The sequence below is a fragment of the Granulicatella seriolae genome, assembly GCF_024543085.1.
GTDB lineage: Bacteria > Bacillota > Bacilli > Lactobacillales > Aerococcaceae > Granulicatella > Granulicatella seriolae.
On sequence record NZ_JANHNZ010000005.1, the window covers coordinates 135,706 to 155,248 of the forward strand.

Annotated in this window: 20 protein-coding genes; all 20 read left to right on the forward strand. The window is 36.8% G+C overall.

The annotated features are described in order from the left end of the window. Positions 1–76 precede the first annotated feature (76 nt). The 20 genes from NPA36_RS06585 (at position 77) to NPA36_RS06680 (ending at position 19,536) form a co-directional block, all read left to right on the forward strand. Positions 77–292 carry a helix-turn-helix domain-containing protein gene (locus tag NPA36_RS06585; protein ID WP_256945326.1) on the forward strand — a complete coding sequence of 72 codons (216 nt, stop codon included), beginning with the start codon at positions 77–79 and terminating at the stop codon, positions 290–292. Continuing rightward, positions 285–1,457, forward strand: coding sequence for an SAM-dependent methyltransferase (locus NPA36_RS06590; RefSeq protein ID WP_256945327.1), 1,173 nt, complete (start codon positions 285–287; stop codon positions 1,455–1,457). The genes NPA36_RS06585 and NPA36_RS06590 overlap by 8 nt, the downstream gene beginning before the upstream one ends. A gap of 142 nt (positions 1,458–1,599) precedes the next feature. Continuing rightward, positions 1,600–2,382: a hypothetical protein gene (locus tag NPA36_RS06595; protein WP_256945328.1), complete on the forward strand. Its 783-nt coding sequence runs from the start codon at positions 1,600–1,602 to the stop codon at positions 2,380–2,382. Positions 2,383–2,479: 97 nt separating this feature from the next. Beyond that, positions 2,480–3,241 (forward strand): replication initiator protein A, encoded by a 762-nt coding sequence (locus NPA36_RS06600; protein ID WP_256945329.1) that lies wholly within the window; start codon positions 2,480–2,482, stop codon positions 3,239–3,241. After that, positions 3,241–4,071, forward strand: coding sequence for an ATP-binding protein (locus tag NPA36_RS06605; protein ID WP_256945330.1), 831 nt, complete (start codon positions 3,241–3,243; stop codon positions 4,069–4,071). Before NPA36_RS06600 ends, NPA36_RS06605 begins: the two co-directional genes overlap by 1 nt. A 12-nt stretch (positions 4,072–4,083) precedes the next feature. Beyond that, entirely contained in the window at positions 4,084–4,572 is a 489-nt protein-coding gene (locus NPA36_RS06610; protein WP_256945331.1) for a PcfB family protein, read from the forward strand. Next, positions 4,569–5,318, forward strand: a complete 750-nt coding sequence (locus NPA36_RS06615) for a BRO family protein (RefSeq protein ID WP_256945332.1) — start codon at positions 4,569–4,571, stop codon at positions 5,316–5,318. Before NPA36_RS06610 ends, NPA36_RS06615 begins: the two co-directional genes overlap by 4 nt. After that, positions 5,311–7,095, forward strand: a complete 1,785-nt coding sequence (locus NPA36_RS06620; RefSeq protein ID WP_256945333.1) for a VirD4-like conjugal transfer protein, CD1115 family — start codon at positions 5,311–5,313, stop codon at positions 7,093–7,095. Before NPA36_RS06615 ends, NPA36_RS06620 begins: the two co-directional genes overlap by 8 nt. 148 nt (positions 7,096–7,243) lie before the next feature. Continuing rightward, on the forward strand, positions 7,244–7,549 hold the full coding sequence (locus tag NPA36_RS06625) for a single-stranded DNA-binding protein (RefSeq protein ID WP_025434812.1): 306 nt from the start codon (positions 7,244–7,246) through the stop codon (positions 7,547–7,549). Beyond that, positions 7,549–7,764 carry a Maff2 family mobile element protein gene (locus tag NPA36_RS06630; RefSeq protein ID WP_025434813.1) on the forward strand — a complete coding sequence of 72 codons (216 nt, stop codon included), beginning with the start codon at positions 7,549–7,551 and terminating at the stop codon, positions 7,762–7,764. The genes NPA36_RS06625 and NPA36_RS06630 overlap by 1 nt, the downstream gene beginning before the upstream one ends. A 12-nt stretch (positions 7,765–7,776) precedes the next feature. Further along, positions 7,777–8,640: a VirB6/TrbL-like conjugal transfer protein, CD1112 family gene (locus NPA36_RS06635; RefSeq protein ID WP_256945334.1), complete on the forward strand. Its 864-nt coding sequence runs from the start codon at positions 7,777–7,779 to the stop codon at positions 8,638–8,640. Positions 8,641–8,658: 18 nt separating this feature from the next. Next, positions 8,659–8,931 (forward strand): hypothetical protein, encoded by a 273-nt coding sequence (locus tag NPA36_RS06640; RefSeq protein WP_256945335.1) that lies wholly within the window; start codon positions 8,659–8,661, stop codon positions 8,929–8,931. A gap of 10 nt (positions 8,932–8,941) precedes the next feature. Further along, on the forward strand, positions 8,942–9,262 hold the full coding sequence (locus NPA36_RS06645) for a PrgI family protein (protein WP_407932795.1): 321 nt from the start codon (positions 8,942–8,944) through the stop codon (positions 9,260–9,262). Beyond that, entirely contained in the window at positions 9,240–11,660 is a 2,421-nt protein-coding gene (locus NPA36_RS06650) for a VirB4-like conjugal transfer ATPase, CD1110 family (RefSeq protein WP_407932796.1), read from the forward strand. The genes NPA36_RS06645 and NPA36_RS06650 overlap by 23 nt, the downstream gene beginning before the upstream one ends. A 7-nt stretch (positions 11,661–11,667) precedes the next feature. Further along, positions 11,668–14,433 carry a phage tail tip lysozyme gene (locus NPA36_RS06655; protein WP_256945337.1) on the forward strand — a complete coding sequence of 922 codons (2,766 nt, stop codon included), beginning with the start codon at positions 11,668–11,670 and terminating at the stop codon, positions 14,431–14,433. A gap of 12 nt (positions 14,434–14,445) precedes the next feature. Next, the gene (locus NPA36_RS06660; RefSeq protein ID WP_256945338.1) at positions 14,446–14,682 is read left to right on the forward strand and encodes a conjugal transfer protein; all 237 of its coding nucleotides are present in this window, start codon (positions 14,446–14,448) and stop codon (positions 14,680–14,682) included. Next, positions 14,660–16,297: a CD1107 family mobile element protein gene (locus tag NPA36_RS06665; RefSeq protein WP_256945339.1), complete on the forward strand. Its 1,638-nt coding sequence runs from the start codon at positions 14,660–14,662 to the stop codon at positions 16,295–16,297. The genes NPA36_RS06660 and NPA36_RS06665 overlap by 23 nt, the downstream gene beginning before the upstream one ends. Before the next feature lie 70 nt (positions 16,298–16,367). Beyond that, positions 16,368–18,083: a DNA topoisomerase 3 gene (locus NPA36_RS06670; RefSeq protein WP_256945340.1), complete on the forward strand. Its 1,716-nt coding sequence runs from the start codon at positions 16,368–16,370 to the stop codon at positions 18,081–18,083. 75 nt (positions 18,084–18,158) lie between these two features. Continuing rightward, the gene (locus NPA36_RS06675) at positions 18,159–19,136 is read left to right on the forward strand and encodes a DNA cytosine methyltransferase (protein ID WP_256945369.1); all 978 of its coding nucleotides are present in this window, start codon (positions 18,159–18,161) and stop codon (positions 19,134–19,136) included. Then, positions 19,114–19,536, forward strand: coding sequence for a hypothetical protein (locus tag NPA36_RS06680; RefSeq protein ID WP_256945341.1), 423 nt, complete (start codon positions 19,114–19,116; stop codon positions 19,534–19,536). Before NPA36_RS06675 ends, NPA36_RS06680 begins: the two co-directional genes overlap by 23 nt. Positions 19,537–19,543: the final 7 nt, after the last annotated feature.

Sequence of the window (19,543 nt, forward strand, 5' to 3'; positions counted from 1 at the left end):
GTGCATTTTGTTATTAAAAGATTATATAGCGAATACAAAATATGGATGATATAATAAGACAGATGGGAGGATGATTATGGGAGTGAGTTACAGACCTTTATGGATAGAATTGGCGAAACGAGATATGAGAAAAATTGATTTTCAAAAGAAATGCAAAATCTCATCCAATTTACTAGCCAATATGGGAAAGAATGAATATATATCGATGAAAAATCTGGAAGTGATTTGTCGAGAGTTAGATGTTACGCCAAATCAAGTGATTGAGTTTAGAGAGGAGAAAATAGATGGCTAAGCGAGAAGCAAATACTGATCTTTGGGTTTATGATATGCTCAAAGATGTGAATATAGATAAATGTTTTTCGGCACAGGGTAGCACAATATTAGAAGTGAATAAAGCACTCTCTACAGCTTCAAAAAGAGGAACAGGGCAAGTAGGTTTTCCAGAGTATGTTGGAGTTGTAAAGGATTTTTTAATTGTCATTGAAAATAAAGCTGACATCAATAAACATATAAATCGTGATGAAAATGAACTGATAAAAACTGACGTGAAGTCGATAACAGATTATGCTGTGAATGGAGCATTGTTTTATGGACTTCATTTAAGTAAGAATACTTCTTATAAAAAAATCATCGCACTTGGAATTAGTGGTAATGAAAAAATTCATAGCATTAGTCCAATCTTTATAGATGAAAGGGGTAATTATAGAGAGTTAAAGGAACTAGAAACTTTCGTTTCTTTCAGAGAAGATAACATCATAGAATATTATGAGAGAGAAATATTACAGTCTAAAACTGATGATGTCTTGAAGACGGAAGAGGTTCTTAAAATTGCCAAATCACTTCATGAGGATTTGAGAAATTATGGCAACTTAGAAGATAAAAATAAACCACTTATTATCTCTGGGATTCTGCTTGCTCTTTCTGAGATAGAACATAAGAATTTTGACATTGATGACTTAAATGGTGATCGAATCCGAACGGATGGGGAGAAAATCTATAAGGCGATTCAAGATAATTTAAGACGTGCCAATGTTAGTCCTGAGGTTAAAAGAGATAAACTTTTAAGTGAGTTTAATATCATAAAAAATAGCAATAAAATCAATGAAATAGAACCGACATTAAGAAAAACCCCCTTAAAACATTTTACTGAAATACTCTATAAGAATATTTTTACCAGTCTGAAATATAATAGCTCTTCTGAAGATTATATCGGTCGTTTTTATGGTGAATTTATGAGCTATAGTGGTGGGGATGGTCAAACTTTAGGAATCATCCTTACACCAAAACATATTACAGAATTATTCTGTGATTTACTTGATTTAAAGCCAGAAGATAAAGTTATGGATCCTTGCTGTGGGGAGGATGTCATAATAGTGACAAGGGGTAAAAACGCTGTATTTAATAGGGTTTTGAAGCTTCCACAAAGTCACAAAACGATAAATTGGTGTGCTGCTTAGAGCTTTTATGCAAGAAATGAGGGCTGTACGCAGCACATCAGCGACCCCTTTATAATCTAAATACTTAAAGTAAATTTGAATTTAATGTGTTTTTTTCTCGAAGGTGTAATACTTGTATTAACAAAAAGATTGGAGTGTTAATATGGATTTAAAGGATTTCTATTTCCACAATATACAAGAGGATGAATATCATCATCGTTTTTATGACTCAATTGAGAATGTTAATAAGATATACAACATATTTGATGGATATAAGGAGGTAGAGAACTATGAATTTGAGGTGTATGATGCAGAGGAAGCTATAACAAAATTCAGGGAATTATGCCAACCTGAAGCAGATGTTTCTAGTAATGAAAACACATGTTGGTTTTATCTTATATCGTATTATTTATATAAAGTTGGATATGAGATACAGGAATTTCCTAGATTACTTGCACGACCACCTATGGATCCTAGCAGTTTTACCTATGGAGAAATTAGAAATAAAATTATTGCTCAGGGTGATGATGATAATGGAACTGTTAGGTATGCTGTTAGAAGGAAATTTGTCGCAAGTTTGATATTTAAACAGAAGTCAACCCATGTGGACATAGATGATTCAATTAATCAAAAGTTTGTTGAGATATCAAATCGGCAAGCTACTTTCAGTAATATGAGCACCGATGAAAAACTTGCGGAAATAGCAAACTTAATAGAAAGCTTATTAAAGAAAAATGGCAAGTTTCTTACACTCGATTATTCTGAGATTTGTTTTGGCTACATGTCAAATGATTTAGTAACTAGCTATAGGAAAAAAATGCATTGCTTTAGGCATGCTACTGACGATGCAATAGCAGAAAGAAAAATCTATACGGAAGAGCAAAAAAGCTTTTTTATAGATTACGGATTGACTATTGTTAAAGTGATTCATTCTTTATTGAAATAAGAGTTTTCAGTAATTAAAAATTAAATATGAGATGGACAAGCGATTAGAGATAAAAATCTAGTCGTTTTTTTTATGCCCAAAAGAAAGGAGGAAAGGCGTGGAATTTGAATATTACCACAACAATGATGGTGATCAGTTTCGATATATTCAGTTGCCAACCATCTTGTTAGAACATGAATATTTTTCTGGTTTGTCTTTGGAAGCCATCGTCTTGTATTCCATGATGCTTAACCGAATAAGTTTGTCATTTAGGAACGGTTGGATTGATGAGCACTCAAGAGTATATATCTATTTCACATTGGAAGAGGTCATGAAAAAACTTAGATGCAAATCACAAAAAGCAACGAAGATTATAGCTGAACTTGACGTGGATAAAGGGATAGGACTGATTGAGAGGAAAAGGCAAGGCCTTGGAAAGCCAACAATTATTTACGTGAAAAACTTCATGAGTATTTTTAAGAATCAAGACTACGGAAAAACAGAAGTCCAGACTAGTGAAAATCAAAACTCTGGAACTTTGAAAAACAGAAGTCCAGACTGCGGTAAATCAAAATCTAACTATATAGATATTAGTGAACTTGATTTAAGAAAGAATGATATGAGGAGTGACACCTCCCTTTTTGGTTTATTTGAAAATGTCATCTTAACTCAAGAAGACTATGAAGAACTCTCAAGAACGATTGTTGAAGATCTAGATGGTTTGATAGATCGGTTATCAGCCTACATGACTTCAACTGGAAAGACCTATAAGAATCATAAAGCAACGCTTTTATCCTGGCACTTACAGGATGAAAAGAAATATAAAAAGAAATCAACCGTACTTAGCTACGATGATTATGACAAAGGAGAACACTTGTGATGAGTGAAATGAAGAAAATTAGAATGGGAGAAGCAAGTTTTAGCTACTCTCCAGAAACAGCCTATGAGAAAAATGGCAACGTCTATTGCAACACATGCCATGAACAGATTAATGGCGAAGTAATCAATATGATGGGCACTTGGATGTGCTTTAGAATTCAGTGCCAGTGTGAAAAAGAAGAAGAAAAAAGATGGAAGGAACAGGAGCGAGTAATGCGAGTAAATCAATTAAAGGACACCTGTTTTACTAACCCGAAGCAGAGAAACTACACGATAGATAAATGTCTTATCAGTAATGAAAAAACAATGGGAGTTGTTTCTAACTACATCAAGAAATTTGATGAGGTTCGCAAAAAGAATGTTGGTCTTCTCTTTTTCGGTGAAGTTGGTAGCGGTAAAAGCTATCTGGCCGCAGCGATAGCAAATGCAGTGATGGAAGAATATGAAATTACTTGCAAGTTGAGAAACTTCTCCCAAATTATCAATGATTTGCAGTCAGGCGGATTCGACCTAGACAAGAATCGATATATTGATTCATTGGTAAAAACCCCACTGCTTATCTTGGATGACTTAGGAATTGAGAGAAATACACCATACGCCTTAGAGCAAGTTTATAACATCATTAATGGTCGAAGTTTACAAGGATTGCCAACCATTATTACCACTAATTTAAGTATTGAAGATATCAAGAACCATACTGAAAGTATTGAACTGAAAAGAATTTATTCAAGAGTTTTGGAAATGTGCATACCAGTTTTAGTCAGTGGAGCAGATATCAGAGAACAAATTCATAAAAAGAAAATACAGGAATCAAGAGAGCTACTCTTATAGGAGGTGATGAACATGATTAATGAAGAAACGAGCAACAAAACCTTGCACATGGAGCTGCAAGCAGCAAAATTATCAGCAAAAGGAATAGAAAAACTTGTAAAGGATCTACTTTATAAGATAGACCAACAGAAGCAGAGCCTTGATAGCTACCTAAAAAATTCCTCAAAGGAAGTCACCGTGAAAGAGATGGTGAAAAAGGGGCAACTTGAGGAGTTAGAGGTTAAAGATAGTGACCTAAAGGAACTGAAAAAAGAACTCAATAAAAATGGAGTGAAGTTTTCAGTGATGAAAGATAAGGAAACGGGAAATCACTCGGTATTCTTTCAAGCTAAAGATACGGCGGTTATGGAGAAGGCATTTCGTAATACCTTAGCTACTGTTGATAAAAAGGAAGCGAAGAAAGATTCGGTGATTCAATCCATCGATAAATACAAACAAGCGATGAGAAATACTACCACAAAGGATAAGGTGAAAAATAAGCAAAAGGAGCAAAGTCTATGAGAGAAAATCAAATACAACAATTTCAGAATCAACATTTTGGGAATCTCACTGTCATAGAAATCGATGGTGAGTTTTTCTTTATCGGAAAAGAAGTAGCAGAGCTACTGGGATATAAGAATACTAGCAGGGATGTGAATCGGCATGTTGATGAAGAAGATCGCTGCATATTTCAAAACTACCAAAACGGTAGTTTTGAAAATATACCAAATCGAGGGGTTACCATTATCAATGAATCAGGGCTTTACAGTTTGATTTTATTATCAAAACTTCCGAGTGCAAAAGCCTTCAAACACTGGGTTACAAAAGAAGTTTTACCAAGCATTCGAAAACATGGTGGCTATATTAAAAATCAAGAAGAAAAATCAAATGAAGAAATTCTTGCCAGTGCAGTACTGGTTGCTCAGCGTGTAATTCTGGAAAAAGAAAAAGCGATTGAGCAGTTAAAACCAAAAGCAGATTATTATGATCAGCTGGTGAATCAAAATCTTTTAACAAACTTCAGAAATACGGCAAAGGAGTTAAAAGTACCGCAAAACAAATTCATTGCATTTTTACTGGAAAACAAATATCTCTACCGAGATAAATATGAGCGTCTTCTCCCCTATGCACAGAAAAACAATGGCTACTTTGAAATTAAGGAATGGTACAACTTCTATAATGATTTAGTTGGGATTCAAACCATGGTAACACCAAAAGGTCGTGAGCATTTTCTGATTCTGATTGGAGGTGATGTCACTTGTGACTAGTAAAATACTTCAAGATATAAAGTCTGTGTTTATAGGGCAGGATTGGAAAAAACTACTGAAAGTAAATATTCCATATCTTGCCTTTTTCTATGTTGGTAATATTTTTTCAGCTCATGTAAGAGCCTACCTAGGTGGCGATATTATTGACCGAATTATGACTGCCATCTTAGAACTGGGGACAATGACACTTATTCCTAGTCTTAATATGAATGATTTATTAGTAGGCATAGCCGTTGCAGGACTTATGAAATTCATCGTCTACACCAAAGGTAAGAAAGCCAAGAAGTTTCGAGAAGGAAAAGAATATGGCTCTGCTAGATGGGGAACGCCCAAAGACATTAAGCCCTATATCGATGAGAAATACGACAACAATGTACTATTTACAAATACTGAAAGGCTAACCATGAATGGTAGACCAAACAATCCCAAATATGCCAGAAATAAGAATGTACTGGTAATCGGTGGTTCAGGATCAGGAAAAACGAGATTCTTCGTAAAACCAAATCTCATGCAAATGCACTCTTCCTATGTAGTGACTGACCCGAAAGGCACGATTGTCTTAGAGTGTGGAAAGATGCTTGAAGATCATGGTTACGAGATAAAAATTCTAAACACCATCAATTTTAAAAAAAGTATGAAATACAATCCCTTTGCCTATCTGAAAAGCGAGAAAGACATTTTGAAACTGGTTCAAACAATTATCGCCAATACCAAAGGTGAGGGAGACAAAGCGGGTGAAGATTTTTGGGTCAAGGCTGAAAAACTATATTACACAGCCCTTATTGGCTACATCTATTATGAAGCTCCAAGGGAAGAAAAGAACTTTAAAACACTTCTAGACATGATTGATGCTTCTGAGGTTCGTGAAGATGATGAAAGCTATATGAACCCAATCGATCGCTTATTTGAAGCCTTAGAGAAGAAACACCCTACCCATTTTGCCGTGAAGCAATATAAGAAATACAAGCTGGCTGCTGGAAAAACAGCAAAGAGTATTCTCATCTCATGTGGTGCAAGGCTCGCTCCTTTTGATATTGAAGAGTTAAGGGAGCTGATGAGTGAAGATGAAATGGCACTAGATACAATAGGTGATAAAAAGACGGCACTCTTTGTCATTATTTCAGATACGGATGACACCTTTAATTTCGTAGTTTCTATCATGTATTCTCAACTCTTTAATCTTCTGTGTGATAAGGCAGATGATGTGTATGGAGGCAGACTTCCTGTGCATGTTCGTTTCTTACTGGATGAGTTTGCAAATATTGGATTAATTCCGAAGTTTGAAAAGCTCATTGCAACGATTCGTTCAAGAGAAATTTCAGCAAGTATAATCTTGCAATCACAATCTCAGCTCAAAGCTATCTACAAAGATCATGCAGATACCATTATTGGTAACTGTGATAGCACTTTGTTCCTTGGTGGAAAAGAGAAAACGACACTCAAGGAACTCTCTGAAACACTGGGGAAAGAAACTATTGACCTTTATAACACATCGGAAACCAGAAGCAATCAAAAGTCCTTTGGTCTCAACTATCAAAAAGTTGGTAAAGAGCTGATGAGCCAAGATGAAATAACAGTGATGGATGGTGGGAAATGCATCTTTCAGTTAAGAGGGGTCCGCCCGTTCTTGTCAGATAAATTTGATATCACCAAGCACAAGAATTATAAGCTTCTAGAAGATTACGATAAGAAAAATTTATTTGATGTAGAGAAGTATATGAAGCGAGTCGGTAAGGCAAGGATCACAGCCAATACAAAGTTAAACACCATAAGCTGATTCAGGAGAAAGGAGCTTAAATGAAAAGGATAAGAAGTCCCACTAAAAATTTAATAGCAGAATGTATCAGTTAAGCGATTGAAAGAGAAAGAAATCTTCCAGTCGCTTTTTTAATTTCAAAGAAAACAGGAGAAAAAGATAAATGGAAATGAATTTAGAGATGATTAACATCAATGCAAACCTAGTTAAAGAACCAGTCTTTAGTAGTTTTGAGAAAAATGGAGAAACCATTGAAGTGGTGAACTTCACTTTGGTAAAAAGCTATGGCAAGGACAAAGAATATACCAATTGCTCAGCCTATGGCGAGAAGGTAGAGCTTGCAAGAGAGCTTAGACCAGGCGATTTCGTTCATGTCTTTGGTTACTTCAAAGAGAGGGTCAAGGGTGATAAGACCTATAAAAATTTCATCGTCAAATCATATAACAAAATCACAGAAAACAAGGAGGAAGAATAATGGGATTTTTTGTAGAAGGCGTTAACGTATTAAAAACCTTAGTCATGGCACTAGGAGCAGGTCTAGGAGCATGGGGCGTTATCAACCTAATGGAAGGTTACGGGAATGATAACCCTGGTGCAAAGTCACAAGGTATTAAACAGCTAATGGCTGGTGGAGGTATCACACTGATTGCAATGAAACTTATTCCACTACTTGCAGATGTATTGAATTAAGGAGCGTAACTTATGTTTGGAATTTTCGATAAAATTACAGAGTTCTTTAAGGAACTACTCATCGGAGGTATCCAAGCAAACCTTGAATCGATGTTCTTAGACATCAACAATCAAGTGGCGTCAGTCGCAAGCGATGTAGGGCAAACACCTATGGGATGGAATGGAGAAGTCTTTAATTTCATTAAGACGATCAACAACAATGTCATTATCCCGATTGCAGGACTGATAATCACAGCTGTACTTTGTATTGAGCTCATTAATCTGGTGATGCAGAAAAACAACATGCATGACTCTGATACCTTTGAGTTATTCAAGTACATTATCAAAATGTGGGTGGCAGTCTATCTTGTCACCCATGCTTTTGATTTCAGTATGGCAGTCTTTGATGTTGCCCAGAGTTTAGTAAATCAAGCAGCAGGAGTAATCAACACCAGTGCGGTAGTTTCAGTGGATCAAGTCGCAGAGATGGTTGCACTGCTTGCTGATAAAGGGATAGGAGAACTCATTATGATTCTTCTTGAAACTTCTCTGGTGAAAATTTCAATCCAAGCAATCTCCCTAATTATCACAGTCGTGGTATATGGCCGTATGTTTGAGATTTATATCTACAGCTCAGTGTCTGCCATTCCTTTTGCCACGATGGGAAATAAGGAGTGGGGACAAATTGGCAACAATTACATCAAGGGACTATTTGCCCTAGGACTTCAAGGTTTGTTTTTAATCATATGCTTAGGCGTTTACGCTGTGCTTGTAAAGACGATTTCAATTACCGATATCCATACAAGCATCTTCATGGTGTTAGCCTATGCACTCTTATTAGGACTAACGATGTTAAAAACTGGAACACTTGCAAAAAGCATATTAAATGCACATTAAAACTTTAGGAGGTCACAAATGAAAAGAATAAAAGATAAAGAAAAAATGATAAAGATCGGTGCTGTCATAGGCACTGTAGGCGTAATTGGTGGGATTATTTCTACCATTTGCATGAGAAGAAAAATAAGAAAGATCGATGAGAGAATTCGTAATGCAGATGACTATATTAGCGAGTTCTGTGAATTGCAATTAGCAGTCGATGCTGATTTTGATGAACGGATTAATGCGAATTATGAAGAGATTATTTCGAGCCTAGAGCATATTGAATGTCTTGCAAAGAAACAAGATTAAGAGGTGAATTATGGCATATGTACAAATACCAAAAGACCTCAAGAAGGTAAAGACGAAGGTTGCCTTCAATCTAACAAAAAGGCAAATCATAGGCTTTTGTGTAGCAGGAGTGGTTGGATTCCCAACCTATTTTTTCTGTAAGGACTTATTTCCAAGTGATGTGGCAGTCATCTTAATGATTTGTGTCACGCTTCCGTTCTTTTTCATAACTTTTTATGAGAAAGATGGATTGCCCTTTGAGAAATACGCAAAGTTCATCTATCAGCATAAGGTTTACCAGACTCATGAGCGAAGAAAGGAGGCTAATCTTGAAGAAACAAAAACAGCATGAACAACGACTGGAACAACAAAGGAAGCAGCTTCAACAAGAAAAAAGAGAGTTGAGAAAAGACAATAAGTTACCTGTATCACTTCCTCTGCTTGGTTTGTTTTTCAAAAAAGAAGAAAAAAGGATTACCGCAGAAGATACCATTCCCTACTTGAAAATGTTTAGAACTGGAATTTGCCAAGTGGATGAAAGGCATTTTAATAAGTGCATTTCCTTTGAAGATATCAACTATCAACTGGCACTAGAGGAACATAGGGATATGATTTTTAATCAATATGCCAACTTCCTCAATTCCTTTGATACATCGGTAGAGTTAGAGCTTTCCTATGTGAATCAGTTAGGAAGAAATGCAGAGCTTGAGAATGCTATTAAAATTCCAAACAAAGGGGATGATTATGATGATGTTCGTAAAGAATTTAGAGGAATGCTCAAAGACCAATTAAACAAAGGCAATAATGGACTGAAAAAGTCCAAGTATATTACCTTTACCGTTGAAGCAGAGAACCAAAACCAAGCGAAGTCAAAGCTTGAGCGATTAGAGATTGATATTTTATCCAATTTAAAAAGTATGGGGGTAAGAGCAGAAAGCTTAAACGGAGAAGAAAGACTCAAACTTCTCCACGATATGCTAAACCCCGATGATGTGTTTGAATTTTCATATAAGGATTTAAAGGTAAAGGAAACCACCAAGAGCTATATCGTCCCTGATGTCTTTAACTTCTCTCCTACTCAGTATTTTAAGTTTGGGAAGTATATGGGGGCGATGAGTCACTTTCAGATTCTCGCCAGTGAACTTTCAGATAGAATGCTTGCGGAACTGCTAAACACCGATGATAACATTACGATTTCATTTCATATTCATTCAGTAGAGCAAAGTGAAGCCATTAAGATGGTGAAACGCAAGAATTCGGATGTTGATCGGATGAAAATGGAAGAACAGCAGAAGGCTTTTCGAGGGGGATATGACATGGATATTATTCCAAGTGATATCAATACCTTTGGAACGGATATTAAGGTGCTCCTCAATGACCTTCAGAATCGGGATCAAAGAATGTTTATCGTTACGATTGTGATTATGAACTTTGCAAGGTCGATACAGCAGATAGATAACACCATAGACCAGATTTCATCCATTGCCAATCGTCATAACTGCAAGATTAAAAGGCTAGATCATCTGCAAGAACAAGGATTGGTTTCAGTGCTGCCGTTAGGTGTAAACAAGATCGCAATTAATAGAGGGCTAACAAGTTCTTCAACGGCGGTTTTTATTCCATTTACAACAGAGGAGCTTTTTATTAACTCAGAAGACAGCTTGTATTATGGACTGAATGCTCTTAGTCATAACCTGATTATGGCCGACAGAAAACTTCTTAAAAATCCAAATGGACTGATTCTAGGAACACCCGGTTCTGGTAAGTCTTTTAGTGCCAAAAGAGAAATGGCAAATGCCATCTTAGTTACGGATGATGATGTGATTATCTGTGACCCAGAAGGTGAATATGGAAACCTTGTGAAGCAATTTAAAGGTGAAGTTATCAAAGTCTCGGCAAAGAGTAAAGACTATCTTAATCCTTTAGATATCAACATGAACTATGGCGATGGTGATGCTCCCTTAAAGGACAAAGCCAACTTCATCATTTCAATGCTTGAACTAGTCGTGGGTGGGACAGGACTGACAGCCGAAGAAAAATCAATCGTTGACCGCTGTTTGCCAAAGATTTATGAGAATTATTTTAATGAACCAAAAGCTGAGAATATGCCAATCCTACAAGACTTATACGATATGCTGAAGAACCAAGAAGAACATGTAGGAAGAAAATTGTCAACGGAGATGGAAATCTATGTGACTGGTTCGCTCAACGTGTTTAATCATCAAAGCAATGTAGATTTGAACAAGCAGCTCTTATGCTTCGATATTAAAGAACTAGGAACACAGCTGAAGAAAATTGGCATGCTAGTCATTCAAGATCAGGTATGGAACAAGGTGTCACTCAACAGAGGAAGTAAAGCGACAAGGTACTATATTGATGAGTTCCATTTGCTTTTAAAAGATGAGCAAACAGCTCAGTATTCGGTGGAAATTTGGAAGAGGTTTCGTAAATGGGGCGGTATTCCAACAGGAATCACCCAAAATGTAAAAGACCTTCTGATGAGCAAGGAAATTGAGAATATCTTTGACAACACAGACTTTGTACTCATGCTCAATCAAGCCAGTGGTGATAGAGATATCTTAGCGAAGAAGCTCAAAATATCGCCATTTCAGTTGAACTACGTTACCAATTCCAATGCAGGTGAAGGACTGCTAGTCTTTGGCAATACGATTGTTCCATTTGTCGATAAGTTTCCAAAAGATACCATCCTCTACGAGAAAATGACAACAAAGCCTGAAGAAGTAAAGTAGGTGCTCTATGTCAAACAAAAGAAGAAGAGATTTTTCGGATAAGCCTCTTGGAAGAACAAGTGATAATCCACTCCTTGAGCGAGAGGAGCTTGAAAGGAGCAAGCTCAAACATTCTAATGATTACAGTAATAAGCGAGTGGAAGTATCTGAGCGTTTTCAAGAGAAGGTTAAGGAGCAAAGTAATCGAGCTGGTAGAAGAAAAGCTGCGGAAACTGAATTAAGTAGTGGTAGGAAAAGGCATAGAAGTAGTGATGAAATAAAAGAGCCTTCAAAAGATGAGTTATCTGGATATAGCAAGCAAGATTATAAAAGTGAATACTCACCAGATACTGAAAAGAAAGCAGTTAAGAATAAATCGGGTGAGCGAAGAAATGAAGCAAATCCTATTGAATCTACTCAAAATCAAAAAGAGAAAAAGGCTAAACAAAGAAACCAGCAAGCAAAGATTCAAAAAGAAAAAGAAGCTCAGTTAGAAACCCAAACAGCTGTCGTGCAAAAAAGCGAGTATGTGTTAGAAATATATGATCCGCTCTCAAAAGATATGGACAATGATGGGGTAATCGATCGCTATGACAATGATTTTAGAGATTCGACTATCAGCTACGAGGAAAAAGATCGAAAGCTGGTTCAAGAGAAAAACTATAAGAGGAAAAACTATAAACAAGAGTTTCATAGAAGCAGTAAAGCTCAAGAACCTGTATTGGAGACAAAAAGGACTAAAAATGAGGAGTTGCTGAAAGATTTACCTGATGATAGAAAAATTAAAAACATTCAAAATAAGCAAAGAAAAGACCTTTATAAAGTTCAAGATTCAAAAGGAAATCTGAAAAAGAAAAATTCACTTGCCTTAGCATCCACTGGTGCCGTTTTAGAAACCACAAAAAGGTATTTAAGAAAAGAAAATGATGATAATGCTGGTGTGGATGCCAGTGAAAAATCCCTTGGAGCAAGTTCAAAGCTCGTTCATGGAATCAAAGACTACCGAATTAAAAGACAGAATAAAAAAGTTAAGGCAATCATAAAATATGATGACAAGATTCTACTAAGAAAATCAAAGTTAGAATTTAGAGATGCTACAAAGCTTTCAAAAGCAGAAGAATCTTATCAGAAAATGAATGTTTATAGGAAATTTCAAAAAAGAAAGCGGATGAAGGCAAGCATCTACAAGCAGAACGATGTCGGAATCAAAGATAGAATAAAGAAGGCTTTTATAGGTGCAATCAAAGGTACAAAAGAGCTGATTAAAAAGAAGGCGACAAAAATCGGAGTGATTCTTGTTAGCCTTTTTCTTTTCCTATCGGTTATTTTGAACGCTGTCTCGCTACTGGGAGGATTAGGCGGAATTTCTGGCATGATTCTTTCCAGTTCCTATTTGACAAGTGATAAGGAGATTACAGTATCGGATGAACTTCTACAAGAACTGGAAGCTGATTTAATCATCAAAATACAAAATATCCCAACAAATTATCCAGGCTATGATCGTTATCAGTATCAAGTGGGTTCGATTGGGCATGATCCTCAAGTCTTAGTCGCTTATTTGACTGCCAAGTATGGAGAGTATCGCTTTTCAGAGGTTGAGGATGAGATTAATGAACTTTTTAAGAGTATGTATCAGCTGAAACTAGAAGAAAGAGTTGAAACTTATACGGTGACTGAAACCAGAACGAGCACAGACCCTGAAACTGGCGAAACAACAACAGAGGAAGTTGAGGTGGAAAAGACTAGAAGAATTTTAATCACAACATTAACTTCAAAAAGATTAGAGGATGTACTTGATGGCAAATTAAATGAAGAACAACAAGAACATTATGAAGTTCTTAATGAGACCAAGGGAAACTTTATGAATCTTCATTCCCCGATTCAAGGAGAATGGAAAAATAAGATTACCAGTATGTATGGATACCGAGCAGATCCATTTACAGGAGAAAAGAAGTTCCATACTGCCATCGATATTGCGGATAGCGAAGGAACGCCTCTTTTAGCTGTATTTGATGGGGTTATCACCTATACAGAGCATTCTGATACAGGCTATGGAAATTATGTTGAGCTGACAGATAAAGAAGGCAACATGGCAAGGTATGCTCATGCAAGTTCTATTAGCTCAAGGGTTGGTCAAGAGGTTAAAAAAGGAGATGAGATTGCAAAGATGGGAACGACTGGTAGCAGTACTGGCTCACATTTGCATTTTGAACTTTACCTAGCCGATGGAACAAGGGTGAACCCATACTTTTATCTTTATTCAGAAGAAGCCTTTAACAGTTACACTAGACCGAGTGTCTCTAGCTTTAATTCCTTTAACTGGCAAGGTGGAGATGTTCAAGAAACGGTTTGGGGATATCTGGTTACACATGGTTATACGCCAGAAGCGGCAGCTGGAATTATGGGCAACATTGAAGCTGAATCTGGTTTCAATACCTCAGCAGTTGAAAGCTCTGTTACAAACCCTGGAGAAGGGATTGGCTTAATCCAGTGGAGCTTTGGCAGAAAGGCACAACTTATTTCATTTGCCCAGTCACAAGGCAAACCTTGGTCAGATATCGGTGTTCAGATTGCTTTCTTAGATTATGAAATGAATGGAGCAGAAGGAACAGTATTTCCAGGTGGTGTAAATGGATTTAAGCGCCTTACAAGCGTTGAAGAAGCAACAAGTCAATTCTGTTGGCTCTTTGAAAGACCAAATGTGAACTATGCTCATTATGAAAGAAGAATCAGTGCAGCCCATGCTTACTATGAGATGTACAAAGACTTTGATGCATCGGTGGTGACACCATAAGGAAGGAGAATTATGCGAAAAGAACTAGTACAAGTTAGACAAAAGAAAAAGAAATTACTAGAAAAGAAAGCTCTGATTGATGAACAATTGGAGCTTTTATCTTTGAGAGAAGAAGAACTTGAAAACGAAGAGGTCATTATCGTTTTCCGTGAAGCTAATATCACTTTAGAAGAAGTGATGGAACAGTTTAAGCAATTAAAGCAGGAAAAGAAGGAGAAAAGAACTTATGAAAAAAACATGGAAGTCTAAGACTACAGCACTAATGAGCACAGTACTCATTTTGGCAGGGCTTGTAGGAGGTATCGTTGGTTATCCAATTATGGTTGCGGCAGCCGATGAAGTCACATCTGAAGAAACGCAAACTGATTTAAAAGTGGATGATATCCAGGTCCTGGAAGATGAGTCTGCTGAACTTGATGAGCGTCTGAAGAAGATTGAAGAAGCTCTTGTTTCAGAACAGGAAGTAAACAAAGAACAGGATCAGCAAATTGAAGAGCTGAAAAAGCAAACTGAATTACTAACTGAAGAGAATAAAAAGGTTCAAGAAGAACTTAAACTAGCAGAAGAAGCAACTACCAAACTTCAAGAACAATTAAAAGACCTTGAAAAACGTGTTGAAGCTCTGGAGAAAGAAGCTGAAAAGTGCTGCAAGATTGAAATCAAAATCAATGGTAAAAATGAGAGCTTGAAAAAAATCGAGGAGTTAACAAAGCAGCTGGATGAGATATCAAAGAAAATAGCTGAAAGCAATAAGGCGGCTGAGTCTCAAGATTCTGTCAATGAGGAACAAAAGAAAGAGATTGAGAAATTACAGTCTGAGAAGGCGGATCTTCAAAAGCAGATAGATGAACTAAAGAAAACAGCTGAAAATAAAGAAACTTCTAAGGAGCTTGAATCCATTCAGAAGAAATATGATGAAATGAGCAAGCAGCTGGAGGAACTTAAAAAACTTATTGAAGCAAAGGATAGTCAAAAAAATACGACTACTTCAGATACTACTGTAAAGAATGAGGAAACAAAGTCTGTTACGACCTCTCCAGTTAAAGATTCGACTAGTACAACCAGTACAACGAGTTCAACCTCGGGGACTATCACTGCTACTAGCACGCCAATCAAAGAGTCATCAAGCTCAACATCAAGCGATAGTGCAGCTGAAACAGAAGTTCAAATCAGGTATCCAAACAAGCTAACACCAAAAGAAACAGGACAAACTTCAACTACAGGAGACGCAACATCACAAACAGCAGATAGTTATTACGGTGCTTCAAATCAAAATAGCCAAGTGGCAGTGAAGACCGAAAAGTCTGGTACAGGTGGTGCAAATGCCAGTGTGACTGAGAATGTCGATAATGCGAATGGCGAATATCCAGTTCATCACGGAGATGAATCTAGTGAGCTTTATAGTGCGGATGCAAGACAATTTGTAACCTTCCAAACCAAATCGGGAAAGAATTTTTATCTCATCATCAACCATGATGAGGAATCGGAGAATGTCTTACTTCTTACCGAGGTTTCTGAAGCCGATTTAATGCACATGGTGGAAGAAGAAGAGGTTCAAGAACCTTTAAAAGAAGTTGTTAAAGAAGAACCAGAGCAAGTTGAGATCGAAGAAGAGCCAGTTCAAGAAGTGGAAGAAAAGAGCAACTTTGGAACTTACTTAATTTTGATTTTGGTTATCGGTGGTGTCATAGCAGGTGGATACTACCTGAAAGTTGTAAAAGGCAAAGAAAAGGAGGAACTGAAAAAACTTGAAGAACCTGATGATTATGTATCTGAAGCAAACGATGATGACACAGATGAAGAATATGAGTCAGAGGAAGTAGAAGAAACAAATGACGAAGATGATGAGAACATCATTCTTTAATCGCTAAAAATTAAAGAGGAACAAGGGGCAGTCGGAAATGGCTGCTCTTTGTATTTTACAAGGAGGAACAATGAAATTAATAATTGCAGAAAAACCAAGCGTAGCTTTATCTATTGCAAAAGTTGTTGGAGCGAGTAGTAGAAAAGATGGATATGCCCAAGGAAATGGCTACATGGTGAGTTGGTGTGTCGGTCATCTGATTCAAATGGCAAGTCCAGATAAATATGATGAGAAGTATGCTAAATGGAATTTAAATGATCTGCCAATCTTACCGAAAGAGTTTAAATACGAGGTTTCTAAGAATACGAAAAAGCAATATGGAGTGCTTAAGAAACTACTTCACCTAAAAGAGGTCGATACAGTTATCAATGCCTGCGATGCTGGGCGTGAAGGTGAGCTTATCTTCCGTTTAGTCTATGAAGAAGCCAAATGTAAGAAACCTATCAAAAGGCTTTGGATTTCGTCTATGGAAGATGAATCAATCAGAAAAGGGATTGAGAGTCTTGCTAGTGGCAAAGATTTTGAGAATTTATTTGAAAGTGCGAAGTCTAGAGCCATCGCTGATTGGTTGGTTGGAATGAACCTTAGTAGGCTTTACTCCTGCCTTTATAATCAAAACTACTCGGTTGGTCGGGTGCAGACACCAACGCTTTCAATGATTGCTGAAAGAGATAGTGAGATTTCAAGATTTGCCAAAGAACCCTACTATGTAGTTGAGATTGTGACAGATGAGTTTACGCTATCTACAGAGCGTATTGATTCAAAAGAAATTGCTGAACAACTCTCAAATCTAGTTCCAGAAGATCTTATCGTTACCGAAGTCATCAATAAAGAGAAGATAACAAAACCTGAACCGTTATTTGATTTAACTGCTTTACAAAGAGCGGCGAATAGATATTTTGGATTTAGTGCAAAACAAACTCTTGATTACCTTCAAAGTCTTTATGAAAAGAAGCTTGTGACTTATCCAAGAACAGATAGTCGCTATTTAACTGATGATATGAAAGATACAGTCTCTGAAATGTTAAACACAATGGGGGGAGGCTTTGAAAGGGATGCTAAAAATCTAGATTCTATCTTCAAAAATGAAAAAGTAAGTGACCATCACGCTATTTTGCCGACACTTGCAGCAATGAAGAACGGTCCTGGTACCCTTCCCTCTTCGGAGCAGAAAATCTATGACCTGATACAAGCCAAACTCTTGATGTGTGCGAGTTCAAATCTGATTGAAAGCACAACAAAAGTGATAGTGGAGTTTGATGGAGTTACATTCTCAGCAAGCGGAAAAACTGTTCTTGAAGAAGGCTTTTTTGGGTTCGTGAAACCTTTTTTGAATAACAAAAAGAATGAAACAATTTTGCCTAAACTAAGTGAAGGAGATGTTCTTTCCATCAAAGGAAGCATTGTTAGGCAAAAATTCACGCAACCACCAAAGCATTTCACAGAAGAAACACTTCTAAAGGCAATGGAGCTTGCAGGGGCAGAGGATATCGAAAAAGGAATTGAAGTTGAACGTAAAGGTCTTGGCACACCGGCAACAAGAGCAGGTGTTATTGAGAATTTAATTTATAAAGGCTTCATCGAAAGGGATAAGAAAAATCTTCTTGCAACACATAAGGGAATGAGCTTAATTACGATTGTATCTGAAGAGTTTCGTTCTCCTAAAACGACAGCGGAATGGGAGATGAAACTTTCGAGGATTGCAGATGGTAAAGAGAGTTCAAAGGATTTTCTAAAGGATATTGAAAGAGATATTTCAAACCTGGTAAATCAGTACCATAAATAATTGAATACAGCAGATTTTGAGGGATGAGTGATGAAAGCTTGTCCCTCTTTTTTTTATTCCAGGGAGGTGAAAGCAATCGAACAAATATTAGTGTTAGAACTATTTGGAGGGATTGGAGCAATTAGAAAAGCACTCATCAATCAGAAAATACCATATAAGGTCATTGACTATATCGAGAACGATAAAAATTGTGTGAAAAGCTATAACCAGCTCTATGGAGAAGATTATAAACCCCAGTCAGTAACGGATTATCATCCGCCAGATGAGAAGATAGATATTCTTATGCACGGCAGTCCTTGTCAAGATTTTAGTCGAATAGGCATGAAGCAAGGTGGTGAGGTTGGCAGTGGTACTCGAAGCAGTCTTCTGTTTGAAACAATACGAATCCTCAAAGAGATGAAAGAAAAACCCAAATGGGTCATATGGGAAAATGTAAAGGGAGTCCTTGATCGGAATATGCGGGAATCCTTTTTTTATTATCTGAAAGAGCTTGAGGAACTCGGTTATCAAAATAAATTTGAGATTTTAAATGCTATAGACTTTGGTATAGCTCAAAAACGAGAACGAATCTTTGTCGTGAGTGGTTTAAAAGACAATATGTTTCAATTTGAGAATCTTGAAAAATGGCAAGCTCCCAGTATCAAGGAAATCCTAGAAACGGATGTTTCAGAGAAGTACCTCGTGCATCAGCCTTCCATGCTAAAGCTCATGGATACCAATAATGACTACCGAAGAGACTTCAAGGCACGAGTTCAAATTATTGGAGACTTTGCTTATACGATTAGTACCAAGCAAATGAGAATTCCAAATGCTGGGCTAGTCGATTTAGAAAATGGTAAGTATCGCTATTTGACCGAGAAAGAGTGTTTTTTGCTTATGGGGTTTAACGATGAGGATTTCAAGAGATTAAGAAAAATCTATCCAGAAAAAGAAAAAACAACATCAAGCATTTTATACAAGCAAGCAGGTAACAGCATCGTTGTGCCTGTTCTTGAAAGCATTTTAAAAGAAATTATAAAAGGAGAAGAAAATGAAGGCACTAAACAAGATTAGCATTTTAGATTGTGATGAAGCACAACACGAAAAACATATGAAGGAAATAGAAAACATCTTTGAAAAAATCTATTCCATCAAGAACTATGACTGTCTGTATACCGTTGAATATGTAGATGAGTATCACAGGGATCATCGAGAGAAATATATTACGAATGATGATTTGCAGAGCTTAAACGATATCCTTGAAGGCACAGACTTCAAAAATGGTATGGATGTATATGTTAATGAAAAAAGTTTAGTATTTCTAATTCATGGTCAAGGCTACACAAGACTTGGAGAATATCATTTAGTTGAGACGAAAGTAACAGTACAAGCTTTTGACAACTATGGTTATGAAGTTGACTTGGGAAGGTTCTTTCAAGACAAGAAAAAGGATAGAAATGAACCAAATCTATAAAACAACA

What these genes read in the sequence shown, in the direction of transcription:
- NPA36_RS06585 (WP_256945326.1), top strand. Translation starts at nt 77, where the DNA reads ATGGGAGTGAGTTACAGACCTTTATGGATAGAATTGGCGAAACGAGAT.
- NPA36_RS06590 (WP_256945327.1), top strand. Translation starts at nt 285, where the DNA reads ATGGCTAAGCGAGAAGCAAATACTGATCTTTGGGTTTATGATATGCTC.
- NPA36_RS06595 (WP_256945328.1), top strand. Translation starts at nt 1,600, where the DNA reads ATGGATTTAAAGGATTTCTATTTCCACAATATACAAGAGGATGAATAT.
- NPA36_RS06605 (WP_256945330.1), top strand. Translation starts at nt 3,241, where the DNA reads ATGAGTGAAATGAAGAAAATTAGAATGGGAGAAGCAAGTTTTAGCTAC.
- NPA36_RS06610 (WP_256945331.1), top strand. Translation starts at nt 4,084, where the DNA reads ATGATTAATGAAGAAACGAGCAACAAAACCTTGCACATGGAGCTGCAA.
- NPA36_RS06615 (WP_256945332.1), top strand. Translation starts at nt 4,569, where the DNA reads ATGAGAGAAAATCAAATACAACAATTTCAGAATCAACATTTTGGGAAT.
- NPA36_RS06625 (WP_025434812.1), top strand. Translation starts at nt 7,244, where the DNA reads ATGAATTTAGAGATGATTAACATCAATGCAAACCTAGTTAAAGAACCA.
- NPA36_RS06630 (WP_025434813.1), top strand. Translation starts at nt 7,549, where the DNA reads ATGGGATTTTTTGTAGAAGGCGTTAACGTATTAAAAACCTTAGTCATG.
- NPA36_RS06635 (WP_256945334.1), top strand. Translation starts at nt 7,777, where the DNA reads ATGTTTGGAATTTTCGATAAAATTACAGAGTTCTTTAAGGAACTACTC.
- NPA36_RS06640 (WP_256945335.1), top strand. Translation starts at nt 8,659, where the DNA reads ATGAAAAGAATAAAAGATAAAGAAAAAATGATAAAGATCGGTGCTGTC.
- NPA36_RS06645 (WP_407932795.1), top strand. Translation starts at nt 8,942, where the DNA reads ATGGCATATGTACAAATACCAAAAGACCTCAAGAAGGTAAAGACGAAG.
- NPA36_RS06655 (WP_256945337.1), top strand. Translation starts at nt 11,668, where the DNA reads ATGTCAAACAAAAGAAGAAGAGATTTTTCGGATAAGCCTCTTGGAAGA.
- NPA36_RS06660 (WP_256945338.1), top strand. Translation starts at nt 14,446, where the DNA reads ATGCGAAAAGAACTAGTACAAGTTAGACAAAAGAAAAAGAAATTACTA.
- NPA36_RS06665 (WP_256945339.1), top strand. Translation starts at nt 14,660, where the DNA reads ATGAAAAAAACATGGAAGTCTAAGACTACAGCACTAATGAGCACAGTA.
- NPA36_RS06670 (WP_256945340.1), top strand. Translation starts at nt 16,368, where the DNA reads ATGAAATTAATAATTGCAGAAAAACCAAGCGTAGCTTTATCTATTGCA.
- NPA36_RS06680 (WP_256945341.1), top strand. Translation starts at nt 19,114, where the DNA reads ATGAAGGCACTAAACAAGATTAGCATTTTAGATTGTGATGAAGCACAA.